The sequence below is a fragment of the Nocardia alba NBRC 108234 genome, assembly GCF_001612665.1.
Classification (GTDB): Bacteria; Actinomycetota; Actinomycetes; order Mycobacteriales; family Mycobacteriaceae; genus Nocardia; species Nocardia alba.
Genome location: NZ_BDAX01000002.1, coordinates 790,690 through 811,863 on the forward strand (window position 1 = coordinate 790,690; position 21,174 = coordinate 811,863).

At 67.0% G+C, this 21,174-nt stretch carries 18 protein-coding genes; 15 read left to right on the top strand and 3 right to left on the bottom strand.

From position 1 onward, the window contains the following. The 8 genes from NA12_RS05270 to NA12_RS05305 all read left to right on the top strand — a co-directional run bounded on the left by NA12_RS05270 (position 1) and on the right by NA12_RS05305 (position 9,845). Positions 1 to 1,287 (top strand): SAM-dependent methyltransferase, encoded by a 1,287-nt coding sequence (locus tag NA12_RS05270; RefSeq protein WP_067446627.1) that lies wholly within the window; start codon positions 1 to 3, stop codon positions 1,285 to 1,287. Further along, positions 1,284 to 2,378 carry an SDR family oxidoreductase gene (locus tag NA12_RS05275; protein ID WP_067446629.1) on the top strand — a complete coding sequence of 365 codons (1,095 nt, stop codon included), beginning with the start codon at positions 1,284 to 1,286 and terminating at the stop codon, positions 2,376 to 2,378. Before NA12_RS05270 ends, NA12_RS05275 begins: the two co-directional genes overlap by 4 nt. Positions 2,379 to 2,381: 3 nt before the next feature. Continuing rightward, complete coding sequence (locus tag NA12_RS05280) at positions 2,382 to 2,927, top strand: SRPBCC family protein (RefSeq protein WP_067446631.1); 546 nt, start codon at positions 2,382 to 2,384, stop codon at positions 2,925 to 2,927. After that, the gene (locus NA12_RS05285; RefSeq protein WP_067446633.1) at positions 2,924 to 5,425 is read left to right on the top strand and encodes an FtsX-like permease family protein; all 2,502 of its coding nucleotides are present in this window, start codon (positions 2,924 to 2,926) and stop codon (positions 5,423 to 5,425) included. Before NA12_RS05280 ends, NA12_RS05285 begins: the two co-directional genes overlap by 4 nt. A gap of 31 nt (positions 5,426 to 5,456) precedes the next feature. Then, positions 5,457 to 6,170, top strand: coding sequence for an ABC transporter ATP-binding protein (locus NA12_RS05290; RefSeq protein WP_067446635.1), 714 nt, complete (start codon positions 5,457 to 5,459; stop codon positions 6,168 to 6,170). A 27-nt stretch (positions 6,171 to 6,197) separates the two neighbouring features. Then, positions 6,198 to 6,734: an MTB12 C-terminal domain-containing protein gene (locus NA12_RS05295; RefSeq protein WP_067446637.1), complete on the top strand. Its 537-nt coding sequence runs from the start codon at positions 6,198 to 6,200 to the stop codon at positions 6,732 to 6,734. A gap of 22 nt (positions 6,735 to 6,756) precedes the next feature. Continuing rightward, complete coding sequence (locus NA12_RS05300; RefSeq protein ID WP_067446639.1) at positions 6,757 to 8,565, top strand: hypothetical protein; 1,809 nt, start codon at positions 6,757 to 6,759, stop codon at positions 8,563 to 8,565. Positions 8,566 to 8,870: 305 nt separating this feature from the next. Further along, positions 8,871 to 9,845, top strand: a complete 975-nt coding sequence (locus tag NA12_RS05305) for an oxygenase MpaB family protein (RefSeq protein ID WP_084472364.1) — start codon at positions 8,871 to 8,873, stop codon at positions 9,843 to 9,845. Positions 9,846 to 9,863: 18 nt separating this feature from the next. Here the strand turns inward: NA12_RS05305 and NA12_RS05310 are convergent, their stop codons facing one another. Beyond that, positions 9,864 to 10,496 carry a TetR/AcrR family transcriptional regulator gene (locus NA12_RS05310; RefSeq protein WP_067447515.1) on the bottom strand — a complete coding sequence of 211 codons (633 nt, stop codon included), beginning with the start codon at positions 10,494 to 10,496 and terminating at the stop codon, positions 9,864 to 9,866. A gap of 298 nt (positions 10,497 to 10,794) precedes the next feature. Between NA12_RS05310 and NA12_RS05315 the strand changes: the two genes are divergently transcribed. Continuing rightward, positions 10,795 to 11,700, top strand: a complete 906-nt coding sequence (locus NA12_RS05315) for an oxygenase MpaB family protein (RefSeq protein WP_084472366.1) — start codon at positions 10,795 to 10,797, stop codon at positions 11,698 to 11,700. Between the two features lie 17 nt (positions 11,701 to 11,717). Here NA12_RS05315 and NA12_RS05320 read toward each other — a convergent pair whose 3' ends face one another. Next, complete coding sequence (locus tag NA12_RS05320) at positions 11,718 to 12,542, bottom strand: alpha/beta hydrolase (protein WP_371855973.1); 825 nt, start codon at positions 12,540 to 12,542, stop codon at positions 11,718 to 11,720. A gap of 684 nt (positions 12,543 to 13,226) precedes the next feature. Between NA12_RS05320 and NA12_RS05325 the strand changes: the two genes are divergently transcribed. From NA12_RS05325 to NA12_RS05345, 5 genes are all read left to right on the top strand, one after another. Next, positions 13,227 to 14,489, top strand: a complete 1,263-nt coding sequence (locus NA12_RS05325; protein WP_174551045.1) for an ABC transporter substrate-binding protein — start codon at positions 13,227 to 13,229, stop codon at positions 14,487 to 14,489. An 88-nt stretch (positions 14,490 to 14,577) separates the two neighbouring features. Further along, positions 14,578 to 16,590 carry an ABC transporter permease gene (locus NA12_RS05330; protein WP_067446641.1) on the top strand — a complete coding sequence of 671 codons (2,013 nt, stop codon included), beginning with the start codon at positions 14,578 to 14,580 and terminating at the stop codon, positions 16,588 to 16,590. Beyond that, complete coding sequence (locus NA12_RS05335; protein ID WP_067446643.1) at positions 16,580 to 17,377, top strand: ABC transporter ATP-binding protein; 798 nt, start codon at positions 16,580 to 16,582, stop codon at positions 17,375 to 17,377. Before NA12_RS05330 ends, NA12_RS05335 begins: the two co-directional genes overlap by 11 nt. Next, positions 17,374 to 18,159 (top strand): ABC transporter ATP-binding protein, encoded by a 786-nt coding sequence (locus NA12_RS05340; RefSeq protein ID WP_067446645.1) that lies wholly within the window; start codon positions 17,374 to 17,376, stop codon positions 18,157 to 18,159. The genes NA12_RS05335 and NA12_RS05340 overlap by 4 nt, the downstream gene beginning before the upstream one ends. 62 nt (positions 18,160 to 18,221) lie before the next feature. After that, positions 18,222 to 18,896, top strand: a complete 675-nt coding sequence (locus NA12_RS05345; RefSeq protein WP_067446647.1) for a TetR/AcrR family transcriptional regulator — start codon at positions 18,222 to 18,224, stop codon at positions 18,894 to 18,896. Positions 18,897 to 18,964: 68 nt separating this feature from the next. Here the strand turns inward: NA12_RS05345 and NA12_RS05350 are convergent, their stop codons facing one another. Beyond that, a complete protein-coding gene (locus NA12_RS05350; RefSeq protein ID WP_084472461.1) occupies positions 18,965 to 19,963 on the bottom strand; it encodes an oxygenase MpaB family protein in 999 nt (332 codons plus the stop codon). A gap of 448 nt (positions 19,964 to 20,411) precedes the next feature. Here NA12_RS05350 and NA12_RS05355 point away from each other — a divergent pair, with 448 nt between their 5' ends. Continuing rightward, positions 20,412 to 21,164 (top strand): oxygenase MpaB family protein, encoded by a 753-nt coding sequence (locus NA12_RS05355; RefSeq protein ID WP_067446649.1) that lies wholly within the window; start codon positions 20,412 to 20,414, stop codon positions 21,162 to 21,164. Positions 21,165 to 21,174: the final 10 nt, after the last annotated feature.

Consider the following 21,174-nt stretch of genomic DNA (forward strand, 5'->3'; position numbering starts at 1 on the left):
ATGGTTCCGAGCACAGCGCCCGCGAACAGCGAGGAGTCGACGGGATCGGCCTCGATCCTGCTGGACGGATTCGAACGCCTCACCGGTACCAGAGCCAGGTTCGGGTTGCGCCTGTGGGACGGTAGCCGCGCCGGACGGACCGATGCGCCGACGGCGCTGCTGGGTTCACCGAATGCGCTGCGCCGAATGATATTGCGGCCCGATGACCTGGGCCTGGCCCGCGCGTTCGTGACGGGTGAACTGCGGGTGGAGGGATCGGTGACGGAATTCCTGCAGGCCGGCGCGCTCACTGCCGACGACGCCGATTGGGCCCAGGGCCTGTGGCGGGACCTGCCGGTCCGGGTCCGTGGCGTGCTGTCGCTCGCGGCATGGGCGTTGCGGGCCGGACGGGCGTGGCGCCCTCTCCCACATCCGGCGGTGGAGCTGGCGCGGTGGCGACTGCGCAGCGGCGCGCAGGCGGTACGCCACCACTACGATCTCGGTGACGATTTCTACCGCCTGATCCTCGGCCCGTCCATGGTCTACTCGAGCGCGTACTGGCCCGATCTCGCGCAGCCGGACGATCTGGAGGCGGCCCAGGCCGCCAAACTCGATCAGATCTGTCGGAAATTGCGATTGGGTCCCGGCACCACCCTGCTCGATATCGGGTGCGGATGGGGCAGTTTGCTCGTCCACGCGGCCGAGCACTACGGCACCAGATCGGTGGGCGTCACCTTGTCCTGCGACGAGGCCGAGTACACCCGCCGCCGTGTCGAAGCCGCGGGGCTGGGCGATCGCATCTCGATCCGGCTCGGCAACGCCGTCGACGTGACCGACGGGCAATTCGACGCCATCGCCGGGATCGCGGTCAGCCAACATCTGAACCGACGCCAGCAGCGTCGCTACGCGCAGATGTTGCACGATCTGCTCAGACCCGGTGGCCGGGCGCTGAGCCACGATGTCTGTGTCTCCGAGACCGGGCGCAAATACCAGGATTCGCCCTTCCTGCGCCGCTACATCTTTCCCGAGCTGAACCTGCGTTCGCTCGGCGAATCGGTGATCTCGTTCGAACGAGCGGGACTGGAGGTAGTCGAGGTCGAGAGCCTGCGTCGGCACTATGCCCCGACCTACGACGCATGGCTGGCCAATCTGGAGGCCAACTGGGACGCCGCGGTCCGGGCGGTCGGCGTCGAGAAGACCCGTGCCTGGCAGCTTTTCCTCGCTACCGGCTCGGCCGGCTGCCACCTTGGATGGACCGGGGCCAATCACGTGCTGCTCGCCCGCCCCGAATCGGCGGTGACCCGATGACCGCCGCGGTGACCGGCGGTACCGGTTTCCTCGGGCTGCGACTGGTCCGGCTGCTGCTCGAGCGCGATGAGCAGGTGATCGCGCTGGGGCGGGCCGGGCAGCGTCCGGCGGTGGACCGGATCGCCGAATTCCTGCTCCACTCCGGCGTCGGCGAAGCCGAGCGCACCCGGCTGTTGCGCGGGTTGCGGGTGGTCGACATCGATCTGGAACGACCCCGAATGGGGCTGTCTGAGAGGGTCTTCCAGAAGCTGGCAGACTCGATCGACATCATCTGGCACTGCGGCGGCAGCACCTCGTTCCGGGACGACGAACAGGTGTTGCGCACCAATGTCGCTGGTGCGCAGGCCGTGACGGCACTGGCATCGGCCGGTATCCGCCAACCGACGCTGTGCCACACCAGCACGGTCTCCGTGGTCGGGTCCCAGCAGCGGGGCATCGTCCGGGAAGAGGAGGTGCGCGCGGAACCGACCGAATTCAACTCCCTGTACGAACGCTCCAAGTTCGAGGCCGAACGAATCGTCTGCGACTGGTCGCGAGACACCGGCCGGCCCGCCGTCATCTTCCGTCCCAGCGGGTTGATCGCGCGCTCACCGCGCTACCGGGGGTGCCCGCCCCATCCGCTCCAGGCGGCGGCCAGGGTTGGAAAGTCACTGTTCGACGTAGCCCAGATGGTGTTGGGCGAAAGCGGCGAGGCGGTGCCGATTCCGCTGGTGACCAAGGAGAGCAAGACCAACCTCATTCCGGTCGACCACGCGGCCTTCGCGATGCTGGAGGTCGTGCGTCGACGGCCACCGCGGGCATTGTCGTTCTATCACATCGTCAATCAGGTCGACGTCGCGCTCACCACGGTCGCTGAGGCCTTCTCCGAGTACTTCGGGATCTCGCTGTATCTGGCCGAACAGGGCATGGAGATCTTCTCCGAGCAGGAGCGCGCGATGATGTCCGAGTTCGGGCTGATGGACGACTTCGCGGCGTACCTCAGCTGGGCCACCATCAGCCGCGAATACGACGTGACCGGCCTCACCGAACTCGATCTGCTGTGCCCGGATCCGCTGGTGGACAAGGATTTCATCGTGGCGAGTCTGGACTGACCGATGGACGAATTCGTACAGCGCTGTGTGTGCCCGGCTTCACTGGCGATCACCTTCGCCTTCGTCGACGACGTCGAGCGACTTCCAGCATGGGTGATCGGCGTTTCCGCCTTCACTCACGCCGGCGGACCGAACCAGGGGGTGGGATCGCAATGGCAGATGCGGATCGCGTTCGGGCCGGTGAAGCGACGCGTTCCGATGCGATGTACCGAGTGGATCGACAACGAGCTGATCGTCATGCGGTCGACGAGCGGACGCGAGCTGCGGATCGAGTTCGGGTTCACCGCTGTGACCGCGACCGAGACTGCGGTCGACATCGTTGTCGGTTATCCGAGACCGGAGGGCGCGGCCGAACGGGCAGTGGCCGCCAAACTGGAATCGTTGGCCACCATCGCGCTGGGCCGCGTGGCGACGCGCCTCAGAGATTGTGTAGCACAGGAGTACTCGCGGGCGCCGCGAGCCGATGGTCCGAGTGCTACCGTTTTCGATGGCGCTGGGCAGGCGAACCGTACCGAGCTCGGCCCCACGGGGGAGCGTGATGGACAATGATCCGATCGGGTGTCAATCGGTTTCGCGTGCTGACCCTGCGCGAGATCGGCGCCGGTCCCGGCCGCTCGGCGGCTGTGGTTCTCGTCATCGCGGTGTCGGCGGCGCTGCTGGTGGCGGTGCTGGCGATCTATGGCTCGCTCACCAACTCGGTGCGACAGCTGACCGACAGCATCGCCGGTGACGCGCGGATAGTCGTGAGCGGCTACACCGACACCGGGTTCGACATGGCTGTCGTACCGCGCATCGCGGGACTACCCGGCGTCGGCGTCGCGGCGCCGATCGTGCAACAACAGCGCGAGATCAACGGCCTGCCGGTCACCATCCTCGGGGTCGATGTGAGCGTGTTGGGGCTCGGCTCCGACCTCGGCAGGCTGGCCGAGACCGGACTCGCACCGAGCTCGCCCCTGTTGAAGCTGCGCGACGGCGTGGTGGCAGGCGCTGGACTCGGTGTGGCGCAAGGCGAACGGCTGCGGATCGGCGAGCACACCGTCACCGTCGCCGTCGTCGCCGAACAAGCCGACAGTGCCAGGATGAACGGCGGCCGGTTCATCGTGGCGCCGCTACCGCTGGCGCAGCGAATCACCGACCACGAGAATCGGGTCGACACCGTGGCCATCGCGACGAAGCCGGACACCGATCCGGCGGCGTTGCGGACCGCGATCGTCGGCGTGGTCGACAACCGAGCCGTGGTCTCCGACAGCGACATTCGCAGCACCCAAGCCGAGAACGCGGTGGCGATCAGTCGCGACTCCACGCTGCTGGTCGCCGCGATCTCCCTCGTGGTCGCGGCGTTCCTGGTCTACAACTCGATGACCATGCTCGTCATGCAACGACGCCAGAAGGTGGCCACCCTGCGCGCGATGGGCGCCAGGCGCTCGACGGTCGTGGCCGACCTGGTGCTCGAGTCGGTGGCCACCGGGCTGGTCGCCGCGGCGATCGGAATCCCGCTGGGCTGGTTGCTCAGTCGCGCGGCGATCGAGCAGGTACCGGCATTCCTGGTGCAGTCCGTCTCCGCGCACCTGGTCCACTCCGTACCACCGCTCACCTATCCGATCGTGGTCGTGGCCTGCGTGCTCGCATCGGTGGCCGCGACCGTCGGCGCGGCACGGCAAGTGCGCCGCATCTCCCCGCTGGAGGCCCTACAGAGCGCCGAACTGGCCTCCACCGAGACATTGCGCAGTCGCTGGACCGTCCTCGCGGCGGTGGCGGGCGTGGGGTTGATCGCCACCGCGTTCGGGCTGGCGGTGCTGGTGCGTGGACCGGCTGTGTTCCTGTCGGTGGCGGTGTACACAGTCGGCGGCATCCTGCTCGGTATCGCGGGCATGTCCAGGATCTCGACGTGGGCCTCGATCCTCGCGCGACGATTCGGGGCGCCGGGACGGCTCGCGGCGGCGGCGATAGAACGGGCACCGCGTCGATCCTGGGCTACCGCGGTCACCGCGGGCATCGCGGTCGCCCTCGGCATCGGCGTGCACGGCGCGCTCGCCGATGTCATCGACTCCGGGTCTCATTCCTTTGTCGGACTTCGTGCCACAGACGTCTTCATCTCGAGTTCGCCCAGCAGCGCGCTGCCTACGGGGGCGACGCTGCCCGACGATCTCGCCGATCGCGTCCGCGCGGTGCCCGGGATCGGCACGGTCGGCGCCGGGCAATGGGCCTACGTCACGATCGGCGAACAGCGGGTGGCGGTGGAAGGACTCGGCACGGACAACTCCGGGACCACCGGCGCGCTCATGGACTCCGAGACGCTGCATCAGGTTCGCACGGGGACCGGTATCGCGGTATCGCGTCAAATGGCGAACCGAGAGGAATGGGAGGTGGGCTCGCGGATCGATATCGGCACACCCACCGGCCTGCGATCGACCACGATCATCGCGATCATGGACATTCTGTCCATCGATTCCGGAACGATCGCCATGAGCGTCGAGGACATGCGCGACTGGTTCGACCGCCCGGGCGCGACCTACCTGTCGGTGAGCGTGGCCGCCGGCGCCGATCGACCGGCTGTCATGACCGCGATCGAGCGAATCGCGCGGAACTCCGCCTATGTGTACTCGGGCGAAGAGTCCTACAACGCCGCCACCCACAACATCCGCCAGGCGGGTGTCCTCGCGGGCGGATTGCAGTGGACCGTCGCGCTGGTGGCGGCGGTCGCGCTCCTGAACACCTTCACCTTGGCCGTGCTGCAACGCCGGCGCGAACTCGGCGTGCTGCGCGCGATGGGAGCCACGCGGCGGCTCATATCACGGTTCATCCTGGTCGAGGCGTTTTCCGTGGGGGTGATCGGTGGCGTCCTCGGCCTCGCGCTCGGCATCATGGTGCAGTACCTCGCCACCCTGGTGAGCGCCGAAACCCTGGGCGTCGCCGTGCGTTTCACCGTCGCGCCCAGCGTTCTCGGCTTCGCGGCCATCGGTGTGCTCATCTGCCTGCTCGGCGCCGCGGTACCGGCTGTGCGGGCCGCACGCATGAATATCGTCACCGCGATCTGGAGCGAGTGACGCGCGACCAGCGGGGCCGAAAGGAAGCACTATGTTGACCTTGACAGATGTCGTCCGTGAGTACCGACTCGGCGGGGAGACCGTCCGAGCGCTCGACGGCGTCGCCATGACGATCGAGCCCGGACGTTTCGTCTCCATCGTCGGGCCATCCGGCGCGGGGAAGAGCACCCTGCTGCACTTGCTCGGCGCACTGGATTCACCCACTTCGGGCTCGATCACCTTCCGCGGCGGGGAGATCGGCGACCTGACCGACGACAGTCGGTCCGAATTCCGTTTGCGGCAGGTCGGATTCATCTTCCAGTTCTTCAATCTGCTCCCCACGATGTCGGCGTGGGAGAACGTCGCGGTGCCACGCCTGCTGGCCACCGGCGCTCATCGCGGTGCCCGCCGGCGTGCCACCGAACTGCTGGAACTGGTCGGGTTGGCGGACCGCGCCGAACACCGTCCCGCCGAATTGTCCGGCGGTCAGATGCAGCGGGTGGCAATCGCCCGCGCCCTGATGATGGATCCACCCCTCGTTCTGGCCGACGAACCCACCGGCAACCTCGATTCCCGCACCGGCGCCGACATCATGAACCTGCTCGCCGAGATCGCCCATGACGCCTCCGGGGAACGCGCCGTGGTGATGGTCACCCACGACCAGCAGGCCGCGCACAGCACCGATCGCATCATCACCCTGCGCGACGGCCGCATCCACAGCGACGAATCCCCTACTCCCCCAACGGTCTCCGAAGCACCTGCCTGAGACTCAGACTCCTCGAAAGGCACTCCCATGATCCGCCGTTCCGCTGTCCGCGCCCGCACGCTGGGAATCTCGATCATCGCGGCGGCCACCCTCACCGCATGCGCCTCCGGCGACGACCGAGCGGCGTCGCCGATCCCGACCACGAAGGCCGCCACGAACTGCCCGGCGGTGCCCTCCACCGCGGATATCGACGCGCTGGTGAGCAAGGCGGTGAACCCGAACACTCCGGTCGCGGAGCTGCTCGCGATGGTTCAAGGCATGGAGAACGTCGATCCGGGTCCGATCGAGCAGGCGCGCCGGCGCAACAGCGCGAGTATTGCCGATCTCGGAATGGCGTGGAAGGTCGACAAGATCGTCGACAACTGTGGCACCGCGTCGGCCGAGGGAAACCTGGCGGTCAACAACCAACCGGGTATTCCCCTGACCGTCCCGATCGTCTACGACAACAACACATGGAAGATCGAGAAGTCCACCGTGTGCAGCCTGATCATCCAGGGATCCGGCCAGATCGCCACCGGTGGCGACGTCGACCAGGACCAAGCCCTCACGCTGGCGGGCTGCTGAGCCGATCATCAGGAACCCCGAGATGATCACCCGCGCAGTCGCCGCGCTCGTCCTTGTCGTTCCGCTGCTCGCCGGGGCGGTCCTCACCACCTTCTTCCCGGTAGCGTCGCCGAGCCGGGGACCGGCCCCGGCTGTCGCGATCGTCTCCACACCCGAGCCGAAACCGGATTCCGCCGCGGCGGCACTGATCGCCGCGCTGAGCTCGTCGCCGACCTTCCGGTGGCAGACACGCGATCCGGATTCGGCCGGAACCGAACTCGCCGCCGGATCCGTGGCAGCCGCCGTGGTCGTGCCGTTCGATTGGGGCATGCGGGCAGGCGAGATCGACCGCCAGGTGACGATCGCGCCCGGCAATCACGACCTCGACGCGACCACCTACGCGAACCTGGTGCAGGAGGTCTCAGCCGCCGCGGCGACCGTCGGCGTCCAGCAACTTCTGGTCGGTGTCTCGGCGGCGCGGAAGAATCTCAACTCTGCCCAATTCAGCGCTGCCCTGGTCGATGCCGCGGCCGGACAGGCCGGTGACATGCTCGCCGGGGCGTTCGCGTCAGTGGAGGCCATCCAAGCGCAGGCCGGACCGCTGCTGGCCGACGTCGACTCGATTCTGCCCGCCCTGCGCCAACTGCCCGACAGCGTGAACCAGACCGTCGACCTGTTGACCCGCGTGGCGACTGCGCTGCGGGACTCGGACCTGAGCCTGGGCGATATCCGAACCGGCGCGACCTCGGCACGCGCGCACGCCGACTCCGCCGCGAACGCGATCCGGGAATCCGCCGCGGCCCGCGACCGCGTCCGCGAAGCTGTGGAGCCGCTGGCGACGATCCTGCGCAGTTCCGGCCTGCCGCAGGCCGAATACCTGGCAGACCAGTTGACGGGCCTGATTCACCTGCTCGGCGGCGCGTCCGACGCCGCGGCCACGGCAGGTGCGCAGGTCATCGGCATCGGCGCCGATGCGGTGTCGCCATTGCTCGACGGACTGTCCACGCTGCTGGATGCCACCGTCGACGACACCACCCGCGTGAGCGATGTGCTCATCCTCGCCGCCAACCGGCTGCGCTGGCTGGGTTCGATCCTCGGCCAGAGCGAGCAGTTGCTCACCGGCGTCGATTCGACCATCGATCAGGTCACCGTCATGCAGGCCGAAATCCGCACGCTGCTGACCACTTTCAAGCAGGTCACCTCCGCGCTGGTGGTGTCGATCGATGCCTCGTCCAAGGCGTTGCCGGCCGGCGTCGACCCCGAGGGCGCCCGGGTGAGCGTGACCGATCCCGCCGCTGCGTCGTCGGATCCGGCGGTGGGGCGCGCGATCGTGGTCACCCTGGCCGGCGCACTGTTCATCGCACTGTTGTTCGCCCGGCTCGCCGAAGGCGCTCGTCGACGCGTACTCGCTCTCGGCGCCGCTCTCGGCGCCGCAGTCGCATCGGCCGCGCTGGCCGCGACGGTGCTGCACGCGGTGTCGCGTGCCGACGCGGCTTTCGTGTTCCTGGTCCTGATGTCGCTGACCCTGGCCGCCGCGGCGGTCGCGCTGCTGCGGCTCTGCTCGCTGCGATGGGGCGTCGCGATCTGGATGCTCGTGATCGGCGCGGCGGTGATATTCGACGGCGGCATCGACAGCGATGACGGCGCGAGCGGCCTGGCGCGCCGGTTGCTCCCCAGCGGATACGCGAGTACCGGCCTCACCGAGGCAGCGAGCGCCGGCATCGGTACCCGCGTGTTCCTACCACTCGGCGTTCTCATCGGTGTCGGTGTGACCGCGTTGCTCGCGCTGATGATCCTGCGGGTCGCAGACCGCGCGACAGTCGCGACGGCGTCGGATTCCGCTGCTACGTAGCCGAATCGGCGCTGCCGATCGGCGCGAGGCGGTAGCGCACCGACAGGGCCGCACAGCGTCGACGAGTGCCTCCCACTTCTTCGGCAATCAAAATCTGAATTATGGGTCCGCCAATCGCGGCGCTTTGATAGTTTCGCACCAGACCATCTATCACAATGGTTCGTGACCCTTCCGGTTCGGCGCTGATCCAGCGCGATGGTCGATGGGGTCGCTTCCGCTCCGGTTCGCCGCGCCGCGGCCCGATCCGCATCCGAGCCGCCGAGCAGCCATGACGACGCCGATGTGGCGGAGACAGAAGGAAGACGATGGCCACGACCACTCACCGAAATGCCGACTCCGGCAATGAATCCGAACAGCGCGGCGCGACAGTCGCGATCGATCCCGCCGACCCGATCGAACTGGTCGCCATCGACTCGCTGACCGCCGAGATGGTCGGACACTGGACCTATCTCATGGTCGAAGGCGCCGCCTTCGCCATGCAGGGTCTGCACCCCACCATCCGTGATGTCGTCGACAAGTACTCGGTCTCGCGCACCGATCCGGCGGGGCGCGCCATTCGGTCGGTCGACTCGGTGCTGCGCTGGACCTATGGCGGCGCCGAGGCGATCAAAGAAGGCCAACGTCTGCGCTCGCTGCACGAACCGCTGCGAATGAAGAACGCGGACGGAAAAGCCATCAGCGCCCTGAATCCCGATGCCTACCAATGGGTTATCGCCACCGCGTACGTCACCACCGCCAAGGCGGGGCCGCTGCTGATCGGGCGCGAGTTCACCGCCGCCGAGCTGGACGAGTTGCTGGCCGACAATATCCGCATCGCCCGGATACTTCAGGTACCGATGAAGGGTTACCCGCAGACCAGAGCCGAGTTCGACACTTATTACGAGCATATGGTCCGCGACGTGCTGTGCGCCACCGACGATGTGCGCGAGGAGTACCGGCAGCTGCGTGACGGCGAGATCGAACAGTTGACGAAGGCGCCGTTTCCGCTGAACCTGATAGCGCGCCGGGCGATGCTGCCTCTACTGCGCTTCAACTATCTGTCCATCGTCGGGCTTCTCGACCCGCGACTGCGCGCCATGATCGGCGTCGACTGGAGCCGCGCCGAGCAACGCAGCCTGGAGCGGGCCTACACCGTGATCCGGTTCGCGTACCGGGTGCTTCCGGACCGGTTGACCTACTTCCCGATCGCCTACCATGCGCGAAAGCACCACCAGTCCATCGAGCGGATGAAGAAGCGGGAGCTGAAATCAGCCGCGTACAAGGTGCGCCCGAAGCAGTAGTCCGCCCCTGGTCGCGCGCTACCGGATCGCGTGCGGAAACAGCAGTGGCGCGAGATACTGCCGGGCGAAATCGCGTGCGGCGTCGGCGTCGTGCAGCGGCAGCACCCCGCCGGGATTGGCGATGAACGACATGGTCAGTCGGACGAACAGCTCGGCGACGACGTCAGGGTCGAATTGGCCGAGCTCGCCGCGCTGCTGCCAATAGGCGATGAACCGGGCCACTCCGACGCGCCCGTGCTCGATGAATTCGTCGCCGGTCACGAAATCGGCCATCTGGTCGGCCGCGCCCGACGTGCGCAGGTTTCGAGTCAGCAACCGTGGCGCGGATGCTTCGCTGACGAACGCCGAGAACATCTCCGCGAGCGCACCGACCGGCCCCGCCGATTTCTGCATTGCCTCGTAGATGATGTCGCCGACCCGTTCGGCCTCGGCCATCAGCGCGTATCGGACAATCGCCGACTTGGTCCCGAACCGGCGATACACCGTCGCGACCCCCACTTCGGCGCCGTCGGCGATGTTCACCATCGTCGTTTCCTCGAAGCCGACCTGCACGAAACTCTCACGGGCCGCATCGACTATGCGCCGGGATTTGGCATCGAGCGTATTCAGCTCGGCCCACGATTCGGGCAGCGGGGCGGGATGGTCGTTCACCGGCACCACGCACCCGGCATCCAGGACACGGTCCCGCTCACCGTGCGCAGACCCACGATCCCGTTGACATCCACCGCTTACACCCTACCGGCCGATCGGGCCTTCTCTCGCCGCGCTGGGCCGCCCGCGAGCGACTGGACACCCGAAAGGCGCAGTGCCGATTCCCGAGCACCGATGATAGTCTAAAGTCGGTACTACTATCACACAGAGGTGGCAAGTGACTCGGGACGCGAAGATTCGAGAGGTTGCGGACACTCATCAATCCCCAGCCACACAGCACCCGATCCGTTCCGAGGTGATGACCGAGTTCCGCAAACACACCGCCAGCACCCTGTCGGCCGTCTTCGCCGGCGCGGCATTCGATCAGGTTGCCCTGGTACCCGTCGCGGCCGCGGTCGACCGCACCGGGCGGTTCGCGGACAACTTCACCGATCGTGGTGTGCGCAGCGGATTCTCGACTCTGCTGGCAATCTGGGGCGATCCTGTCGATCGAGCCGCCGAGGCGGATCGGCTCAAGACGCACCACCGCGACGTGCACGGTCACGGCGCCGGCGATTTCCGCGAAATCCGTTACAGCGCACTGTCTCCGGACGCCTGGAAATGGGTCGGCCTCAGTGGCGTCTACTTGACGTTGCGAACCTTCACCTTCTGCACCGGCACCGTGCTGCGTCCCGCGGAGCGCGAAGCGGCCTATCAAATGTTGCGGGAGTCGTTCTCCGACCTAGAACTTCGCGCCGAATCCGGGAAGCTTCCCGCCACGCTGGCGCAGGCCGATGCCTACTACGACCGGATGGCCGACACGCAATTGCGGTCCAATCCGTTCCTGGTGGAGCAGTTCGCCGCGCTCACCCGGCTGCCGTTGCCGACGATCGGCATGTCAGCGCCCGCCCGAGCGGCGCTGTCAGCGCCGTGGTGGCTCATCCGGCCGATCGTCGGTCACGTCATCCAGGTCTGCTCGTCCAAGGCGATGGTTCCGAAAGTGCAGGCACTCACCGGTTTTCGGCTGCGCCCGCACCACGACCTGGAATTCGCCTTCTATACCGCGCTGTTGCGCACCGCATGGCGAGTTCTGCCGGACCGGCTACTGCTGGCGCCGCTCGCGTACAACCGACTCCAGTACGAGAAGCTCGTGCATGTGCATCGAAAGTATGCGCTCGACACCTTCTCACCCCCGGCGCAGCGCAGTGGGGGCTGCCCGATCTGACCGCGGCGAGCAGCGGGTCACGACGTTGCGGCGATCGCCTCGCGGACCACCGCGACTACACTGTCGGGCCGCGAGACCGGGGAGGCGTGCGAGGAGGCGACCTCCACGGTACGTCCGGGCGCGGCGCGCCCTGCCATCATTCGCTGCAGCGCGGGCGGGATCACTCGATCCTGGGTCGAGACGAGATACCAGCTCGGCGTCCGGGTCCACGACGGCGGGCCGCTCGGTTCGAGGTTGGCCTGCAGCGCAGCCGTCTTCTGATGGGTGTACATGTCGGCGGCGACCGCGGGCGAGACATCCTGGGCGAAGACCTGATGGAAGAAGACCTCGGGAATGAACCCGTCGATGCCGATGCCGATCGGGCTGGTCGGGTCCTGCACCGGAGTGACCAGGACGGCGGGCGGCAACAACAGACTGCCCGGGTACATGATCGGATTCAGCAGCAGCTGCAGGATCTCACCCTCGGCGGGCGCGAACGCCGAGACGAAGACATTCGCCGTCACGTCGGGGTCGTGGACGTTGCTGATGACCGACCCACCATAGGAGTGGCCGACCAGCACGATCGGGCCGTCGATGGTCGCGAGGAACGCGGTGAGCGAGGCCGCGTCCCCGGACACGCTACGCAGGGGGTTGTCGAAGGTGCGGACCGGGATTCCCTGTGCGCTGAGCTCTTCGGAGACCTTCGCCCAGCTGCTGGAATCAGCGAACGCGCCGTGCACGAGCACGACTGTCGGGGTTGTCGAGGGCGCGGCACCGGCCGGCGCGACGGCCATCGCGGTGATTGCCAGAAATGCTGTCGCGGCGGCGAAGAGCCGCCGCCGATACGTCGATCGGGAGTTCACAAATCCTCCAAAGCAGAGAAGCTTGTCGGCATGAGATGGCGGGAGAAGACTGATCCGCGTCCAGCGAATATTGACACACCATCAGAATCGTCAATAACTTATAGCCGCGGGGCGACGGCTGCAAGCACAACGCTCGGTTACGTGTAAATCCCCATGAAGGGGTCTCGCATACAGAGAAGATCCCCACTAAGTATGCGCCGAACAGGTCTTATCCATGCATGTCATCGACATCGACGCAGCCCCCGCCCGCCGTGCCCTAGCCCGAAGTGTCAACCAGGCTATCCGAGAATCATTAGACACTTAAAGGTCGCAGGCGCGTCCCCTCTGGCATTCCTCTGTGCCACAGTCGATTCCGTGATCAGCACCGAAGGAGATGACCTGGTCGGCATGAACATTCACAGCGACCCATCCGGCCCGAACATCGGCTTCTCGGCCTGATTCGCGAGCCATCGCCGACCGCTCATCCTCCGAGATATAGCGTCTCACCTCGCCTTTCACACTCGCGAAGTTGATCAAAATTCAGCTTGACACTCGTGTAAGGCTGAGTTAGCTTCTAGTGGCCCAGGTCACAAGCGGTGGTCGGGTCGTCGGATTCGCCGCATGGGCGATCAGGCGTCGGGACATGAGATCGACGGGTTGACCGGCGCTGTTCGCCAGGGCAACCGGCCTGGAAAGGCATTCAGAATGGCCAATAAATCTCGCCGGATCGCCGCCGCCGCGGTGGCCGCAGCGTGCGTGTTCTCCGTCGCTTCGTGTAGTGACGACAGCAGTTCCGGGGCGGGCGGCGCCACGACCGCCATCGCGCCGGGCGTCAAGGCGGCCGGCGCGCCGATCAAGGTCGGCTTGTTCAATCCTTCGAAAGGCCCCGCCACCCAGGCCGGTGTGACCACTGGCAAGAACGCGGCGCTCGAGTACATCAACAACCACATCGGCGGGATCAACGGCCGCCCGCTCGAGATCCTCGACTGCGGCATCGACAACACCTCGCCCGAATCCACCATCTCCTGCGCCAACCAGTTCGTGCAGGCCGGCGTGGTGGCGGCCGTCGACGGCTACAACGCTGAATCGGCGGCGGCGATGCCGATTCTGACCTCCGCGGCGATTCCGCTGATCGGCCAGATTCCCTTCAACACCGCGACCGGCGCTACGCCCGAGAACCGCGTGTTCTTCGGGCCGCCCCCGGCGGCGTTCCTGGTCGGATTCCTGCAATCGCTCAAGCAGTCGGGAAAGAACTCGTTGACCCTGGTCAACTCCGATCTGCCCCAGGCACATCAGGTCTTCGACGCTCTCCTGACCCCCCTGGGCAAGCAGTTGGGAATCGACGTCAAGAGCGCCTACTATCCGCCGGCGGGGCCGAACTTCACCGCGCTCGCCTCCACGATCGCCGACGGTTCCCCCGCGGCCGGCGGTCTGATGACCGCGCCGAATGACAACACCTGCAACAAGCTGGCCCAGGCGCTGAAGTCCGTGAAGTACACGGGCACAGTGTTCTTGGCCGCGTGCACCGAATACGTCGAGGTCATGGGCGCACAGGCGGTCGGCGCGCAGTCCTATTCGCCGGTGTGGCTGCCGCCCGCCATCGACGCGGCTCCCGAACCGGCGAAAACGAATCTGAAGACCGCCGAGCAGTTCATCGACAATGCCGGTGGCACGGCGGGGTTCTACGCGTACGGCACGTTCGCCACTTTCGTCGATCTCGCCAAGGCGCTCACCGCCACGCCGCCGGCCGAATTCACCGGACCGGCGATCCTCACCGCGCTCAAGGGGCTCACCGACTACCAGAGCTTCCTCGGCCCGAAACTGAACTGCGGCAAGGCGACCACGCCCAACTGCACCACCGACATGCTGTTGTTCGAGGTGACCGGGGACAAGAAGACAGCACCCGTCACGGGCGGGTACATCACGCCGAGCCCCGAGGTCCTCAAGCTGATTCCGGGTGCGGCGTAACCGATCTGGACGACCTCGGTGAACAGGACGCGCGCAGTGTCGGCGTCCTGTTCACCGAGGCCCGGGCTATCCACAGAAAACAGGGCACATGGGCCAGTTCTTGCAGTTCGTCTTCCTAGGTCTGTCGACCGGCGCGGTCTACGCGGTCTTGGCCACGTCGCTGGTCGGCGTGCACGCCGCGACGGGAATCATCAATTTCGCGCAGGGCGCGTTCGCCCTGTGGGCGGTCTATGTCGTGGCCGCGCTGCGGACCGACGGGACCTTCGTCCTGCCGCTCGGCAGTATCGCGCTCGGCAGTGAGGATCACCCGACGCCCATGGCGGCGGCGATCGCACTGGGAATAGCCTCGGCGACGGTCTGGGCGTTGCTGGCGCACCTGGTGGTGTTCCGGCCCCTGCGTCACGCGCCGGTGTTGGCGCAGGTGGTCGCCTCGGTCGGACTGATGTTGTTCATCCAGGCCCTGGTGGGTCTGCGGTTCGATACCGAGAACCTCTTCGCCACACCGGTCCTGCCCGAGAACACGGTGACCGTGGCCGGGGCGCTGGTCAACGTGTCCGACCTGATCCTGGCCGCGATCGCGATCGTGATCGCCATCGGACTGCGGGCCTATTTCACGTTCACCACCGTCGGCATCGCGACGCGCGCCGGCTCGGAAGACGAACTCGCCGCGCGCCTGACCGGATACTCCCCCGACCGGCTGGCCGCGATCGTCTGGGCACTCACCGGTGCCGCCTGCGGGCTGATCGGCGTGCTCGCCGCGTTCACCATCGGCTTGAACGAGACGAGCTACACGTTCTATGTGATCCCGGCGCTGGCGGCGGCGCTGGTGGGCCGGCTGTCATCGTTCGGCGTCGCCTGCGCGGCCGGCTTGCTGTTGGGTTCGTTCCAGGCGGTGATCCTGTGGATCGATACCAAGGACATCTGGCCGAATTGGGCGCAGGCCGGGCTCGGCGACGCGGTGCCGTTCGTCATCGTCGTCGTCGCGTTGTTCCTGCTCGGCGGCCGGATTCCGGCCCGCGGCTCACTCGGGGCGGTGAAGATGCCCGCCGTGCGCATCCCCAAGGTCGCGATCGTGCCGACCGCGGCGGTGCTGGCCGTCGCGGTTCTCGCGATCGTCTCGACCACCGGGACGTGGCGCTACGGCGTCGTCACCTCGATCATTCTGTCGTTGATCGCGCTGTCGCTGGTGTTGCTGACCGGATACCTCGGTCAGATCTCGCTGGCCAGTATGGCTTTCGCCGGCACGGCGGGCTTCGCGTTGTCGAAACTGTCCACCGCGTGGCACGTTCCGTTCCCCCTGGGCATCGTCGCGGCCGCTGCGGCTGCCACCGCGCTGGGGATTCTGGTCGCGATACCCGCGTTGCGCATCCGTGGCGCCCAGTTGGCGGTGGTGACTTTGGCTGCGGCACTGGCGATTCAGAGTTTCGTGTTCAACAATCCCTCGCTCACTCCCGCACAGGGCAACATCATCGCCGACCCGACGCTGTTCGGTGTCGATCTGGGCGTTCGTGACGGCACCACCCTTGTCACACTGAACTTCGCGCTGATGGTCCTGGTGGTCGTCGCGATCTGCACGCTGGCGGTGATGCGCATCATGGCGGGCGCGACCGGTCGGGCGATGTTGGCGGTGCGCTCCAACGAGCGAGCGGCAGCGTCGGTCGGCATCGACGTCGCCGCGACGAAATTGCTCGGCTTCGCCGTCTCGGCCTTCCTGGCCGGCGTCGGCGGTTGTCTGATCGGCTACAGCAGAGGGCAGCTCTCGGCGGGTTCGTTCACCGTGATGATCGGTCTGACGCTGATGGCCATGACCTACGTCGGTGGCATCACCTCCGTATCGGGCGCGTTCATCGCCGGCACCATCGGTCCGCTGGGCGTGGGCTACGTATTCCTCAACCAGACACTCGAACTCGGCGAGTACTACGAGATCATCGCCGCGAGCGTGCTGTTGCTGATGGCCGTGCTCAACCCGGTCGGCGTGGCGGGGGCGATGACCTCGGCGATCGAATGGCTCACCACGGTGATCCCACGCCGAGGCGGCCGTGCGATCACCGGCCCCGCGGCCGCCGAGTCGGGAAAGAAGGCGCCAGCGCATGTCCGATAGCGTGCAACCCCTGTTGCGGACCCACGGATTGTCGGTTCGCTACGGCGGCGTCGTGGCCAACAGCGATATCGATCTCACCGTCGACTCCGGCGAGATCGTGGGCCTGATCGGGCCCAACGGCGCGGGAAAGACGACGTTCGTCGACGCGGTCACCGGGTTCACCCCGTACACCGGCAGCGTCACCCTGGCGGGCGCCGCGCTCGACCGACTCGGCACGCATCGACGCCGCCGCGCCGGATTGGCCCGAACCTGGCAGGCGGGTGAGCTTTTCGGCGACCTCACGGTGGCGCAGAATCTCGCCGTCGCGATTCAGCCGACCGGTCTGCGAACGCTGTTCGCCGACATCATCGGCCGTTCCGTACCGCCGAGGCAGACGATCGACGCGGCCCTGGACTTGGTGGGCGTGCCCGGGGTCGCGGCGCAGCGCCCCGATGAGTTGACCCTCGGCCAGCAGAAACTGGTCGGCGTGGCGCGTGCGCTGGTCGGCGGCTCGACGGTGGTACTGCTCGACGAACCCGCCGCCGGACTCGACACGCACGAGAGCCAGGACTTCGGTCGGCATCTGCGGCGCATCGCGGCCGCGGGTATCGGCGTGCTGCTCATCGACCACGACATGTCGCTGGTCCTCGACACCTGTGCGCGCCTCTACGTGCTGGACTTCGGTGTCGTCATCGCCGCGGGCGAGCCTGCCCGAATCCGCGAAGACCCACGGGTGATCGCCGCGTACCTCGGCACCACCCGCACCGACGTCGACGACGCGGCCCGACCCGCAGGAGAGAGCGCATGAGCACATCGGCGACTTCGGAAACACCGCGTGTCGAGGTGCAGCCCGCCCTGCACCTCGACGGGCTCACCGTCGGATACGGCGGCGTGCCCGCCGTGCGGGAGCTGAATGCCCAGGTGCGAGCGGGCGAGATCCTCGCGCTCCTCGGCCCGAACGGGGCGGGCAAGACCACCACTCTGCTCGCCGCGGTCGGGGCGCTGCCCACGCTCTCCGGTTCGATCACCGCGCTCGGCGAACCGCTCGACCGACGGGTGGAGGCCAACGCGCGCCGCGGCATCATCCTGGTCCCCGACAGCCGTGGGGTCTTCCACCGCTTGTCGGTCGACGACAACCTGCGCCTGGCCCGCCGCAAACACGGCCCCACACTCGATGACGTCTTCGACTACTTCCCCGCGCTCCGGTCGATGCGCGCGCGCCGCTGCGGCACCCTCTCCGGTGGCGAACAGCAGATGCTCGCGCTGGCGAAGGCACTGCTGTGCGCACCGAAGATCCTGCTCGTCGACGAACTCAGTCTCGGGTTGTCGCCGATCGCGGTGGAGGGCCTGCTCCCCCGGCTGCGCCAGATTGCCGACGATCAGCAGATGGCCGTGGTGCTGGTCGAGCAACACATCGAACTCGCTTTGTCGATCGCTGATTCGGCGGTCGTGCTCCATCACGGCCGAGCCGTCTTGTCCGGCGCGGCGACCGAGCTGCGTGGGCGCCGAGATATGGTCGAAGCGGCGTACTTCGGAAATGTCGAGGCGCCCTCCGGTGACCGGACCGGAGCCACACTGCCCGCCGGGTAGGCGTGTTCGAGACACGTTCACAGCGCCACGAGCGGTACGTGGGACAGCATCGAGGAGGAAGGTTGGTCGAACCCGGCACCCCTGTTCGCCGCGGAAAAGCGCCTGCGCGCCGCAGCACCCGCAATCGCCCGACCGACGACGGACTCCTCGACGCGGCATGCGCGGTGATCGCCGAGGTCGGCGTCGATCGCGCCACCATGGACAGCATCGCGCAACGCGCCGATACCTCCAGAGTGACCCTGTACGCCCACTTCGGCTCCCGCGACGCGCTCATCGACGCCGTGATCGAACGCGAGCTCGCCGCGCTGACCGCCTGGATGTTCGAGATCTACGACAACGGCGAGACGATGAGATATGGGCAGCGGGCCCAGTACTCGGTGGAATCACTCTTCGACTACGCCCGCCGCCATCCCGAGGGATTCCGCGTCCTGCTCGACAACAGATACGACGACAGCCACCCCGGACGACAATTGTCCGCCGCGCTCGAACCGCGTATCGCAGAACGCTTGCGCGCCAACTACGCCGAACGCGGAACACCCATCAACGCCGGCGCGGACACCCTCGCCACCATGCTGCTCGGCATCAGCCTCGACGTCGCGTATCGGGCCGTGATCCTCGCGGGCGCCGATATCGGCGCGGCCTGCGATCTGGCTGTCACAGCGTCGCTCGCGGTGCTGCGCGCCGTCGACCCCGAGCAGCTGCGGGCCATCGACGTCGGCCTGTCCGCGTCACCGTAGCGCTACGAGCGCGGGGGCGAGATATTCACCTCGCCCCCGCGCTCGTCGGAGTCATCTGTCCCGTTCGATCAGATGAGGGCCCGGTGCTTCTTGATGCGGGTGCGCACATCGCGCATCATCGCGTTGGTACCCCAGAACCGGATGAACTTCGGGATGAAGCGGTTGACGAAACCGACGAACAGGAACAGGTTCTCGAATCGGCGCTGATCCGCGGCGCTCCAATCGATCGCCATCTGCTCACGGAAATGCGGCGGCAGAAAGCCCGCGGTCAGGAATTGCAGGAGACTACCGAACGGCAGCCGCACGGCCCAGTGGACCATCCGCAGGTGCAGCAGATCGTCGATGTAGGCGCGGAACTCGTCGTCGCACACGACCCCCTTGCACGCCTCGAGCCAGTACTCGTCGAATTCGGCGCGCGTCTTCGGCCACATATCGGGGTGTACCTGGAGGGTGGTGCCGAACGTGTCGGAGCCCTGGTAGAACGCCTCGAGTTCGTCGGCGGTCATCTTGCCGCACAGCAGTTGATGGGTGTCCTCGAAACCGATGTAGATCGCCGCGGCGACATACATCTGCAGGTTCCGGTCGAAGGCGTTGTATTTCACCTTCGAATCCGGCCGCGACCTGACCTGGCGGTGTGCGACATTGACCGCCTCACGCATGGCCGACTTGTCCTCGTCGGTGCCGAGCACGGCCACCGCGAGGTAGGCGGAGGTGGTCCGCAACCGCTTCCATGGGTGCACCATGAGCGCACCGGATTCGACCGGACTCTCCATCACACCCGCCGCGACGCCCTGGTGCGCGAACTGCATCGCCACGTTCGCGGCCGCGCCGGCGAACATCCAGAAGTCCAAGGCATCGGCCAACTGCGCGGGCCGCTTACGGGGGGAACGGTAGGTATCGGGAATGTGCAGGCGTACCCGATCGAGGGTCAGCTCGCGCTCCGTCGCGGCGGGTTCCGCCGCCGGGGTCGCCGACCGACGCCACGCGGGTCCGGCACCCTCGTCGACGTAGGAATCACTGTGTGGGTCGACGTAATTGGGTTCGCCAGGCCTGATTGCCGTGCTCATCGTCATCCTTTCCCAGATGTGCCGCGCGACAGAGCAGCCGAGGCGATGCACAGTAGCCCGACCCACCTCGCGAACGCGGTTGGGTGCCGAGATTACCCCGACACCCTCGGTATGTTACCGCCCATTCATCGACATGTGGAGGGGTATATCGAGAACCCTGATATCGGGTTTATCGGTTGTTGACAGCCTCGATCGGGTTCATTAAGTTGATGACCATTCACCAGTCGTCGCGGAGCGGGCATGCCTGCGGCGCCGGGTGGACAGGACCGCCGCCGACAGGCGGCCCTCCGGGGGTTCACTCCCGGAGCACAAGGCTCGCGGCGTGGGACGTCCAGGCCCTTTGCCCCTGCTGCCGCGAGTCTTGTGTGCCCGCCGGTCACCCACCGCCACTGAGACGAGATCGGACCGAGCGCGGCGACCGCGCCAGGCTGGAAGGAATCCGCCCGCGATGAGATCCGAGATATCGCGGACCCGACCGGCGGCGGGTCCGCTGCTGCGCAGACACCTCGGTGATCGGCGCTTTCTCCTGATGCTGCCCCGGGCGGTCGGGCTGCAGATCCTGCACCCCTCGATCGCACCCGCGCTGGTCGAACACGCGTCGACTCGCCTGTGGGAACACAAGAAGCGGGCCGTTCTGCAGATGATCTACCTGGCGTGCGCCGGGCGCGACACAGCCTCGGCGATACGTTTCGCCCACGAGCACGTCAAGGGAAACGACGATCTCGGCCGCCGCTATCACGCGCTCAACCCCGACGTCTTCCTGTTCCAGCACGCCACCTACGTCGAGACCCTCATGACGGCGGCTGACGTGTTCGGCCCACCGCTGTCGGAGTCGACCCGCGCGCTGCTCTATCAGCAATCTTGTGAGTGGTACCGGGGCTACGGAATCAGCGCTCGGAATCTACCCTCCACCTGGCCCGAGTTCACCGAGTACTTCGATGACGCGTGCGCGCGGAGCCTCCGAAGTAGCCCTGCGGCAACACAACTCGTCGACCAGGTGCTGCGCCCCGACGCCTGGATCGTGCGACGGCTGCCCACCGCGGCGGTACGGGCGATGCAGCACGAGCGTGCCGCGCCCCTGCTCGGCGTGCGGCACCGCGATTCCGACGCTGCCGCCCTGCGCACCGTTGCCGCGATGACCCGGGTGGGTTTCGCGACGGCGCCACCGCGAGTCCGCTACGTCAGCCAGGCCGGGCTCTGACGCTCGATCC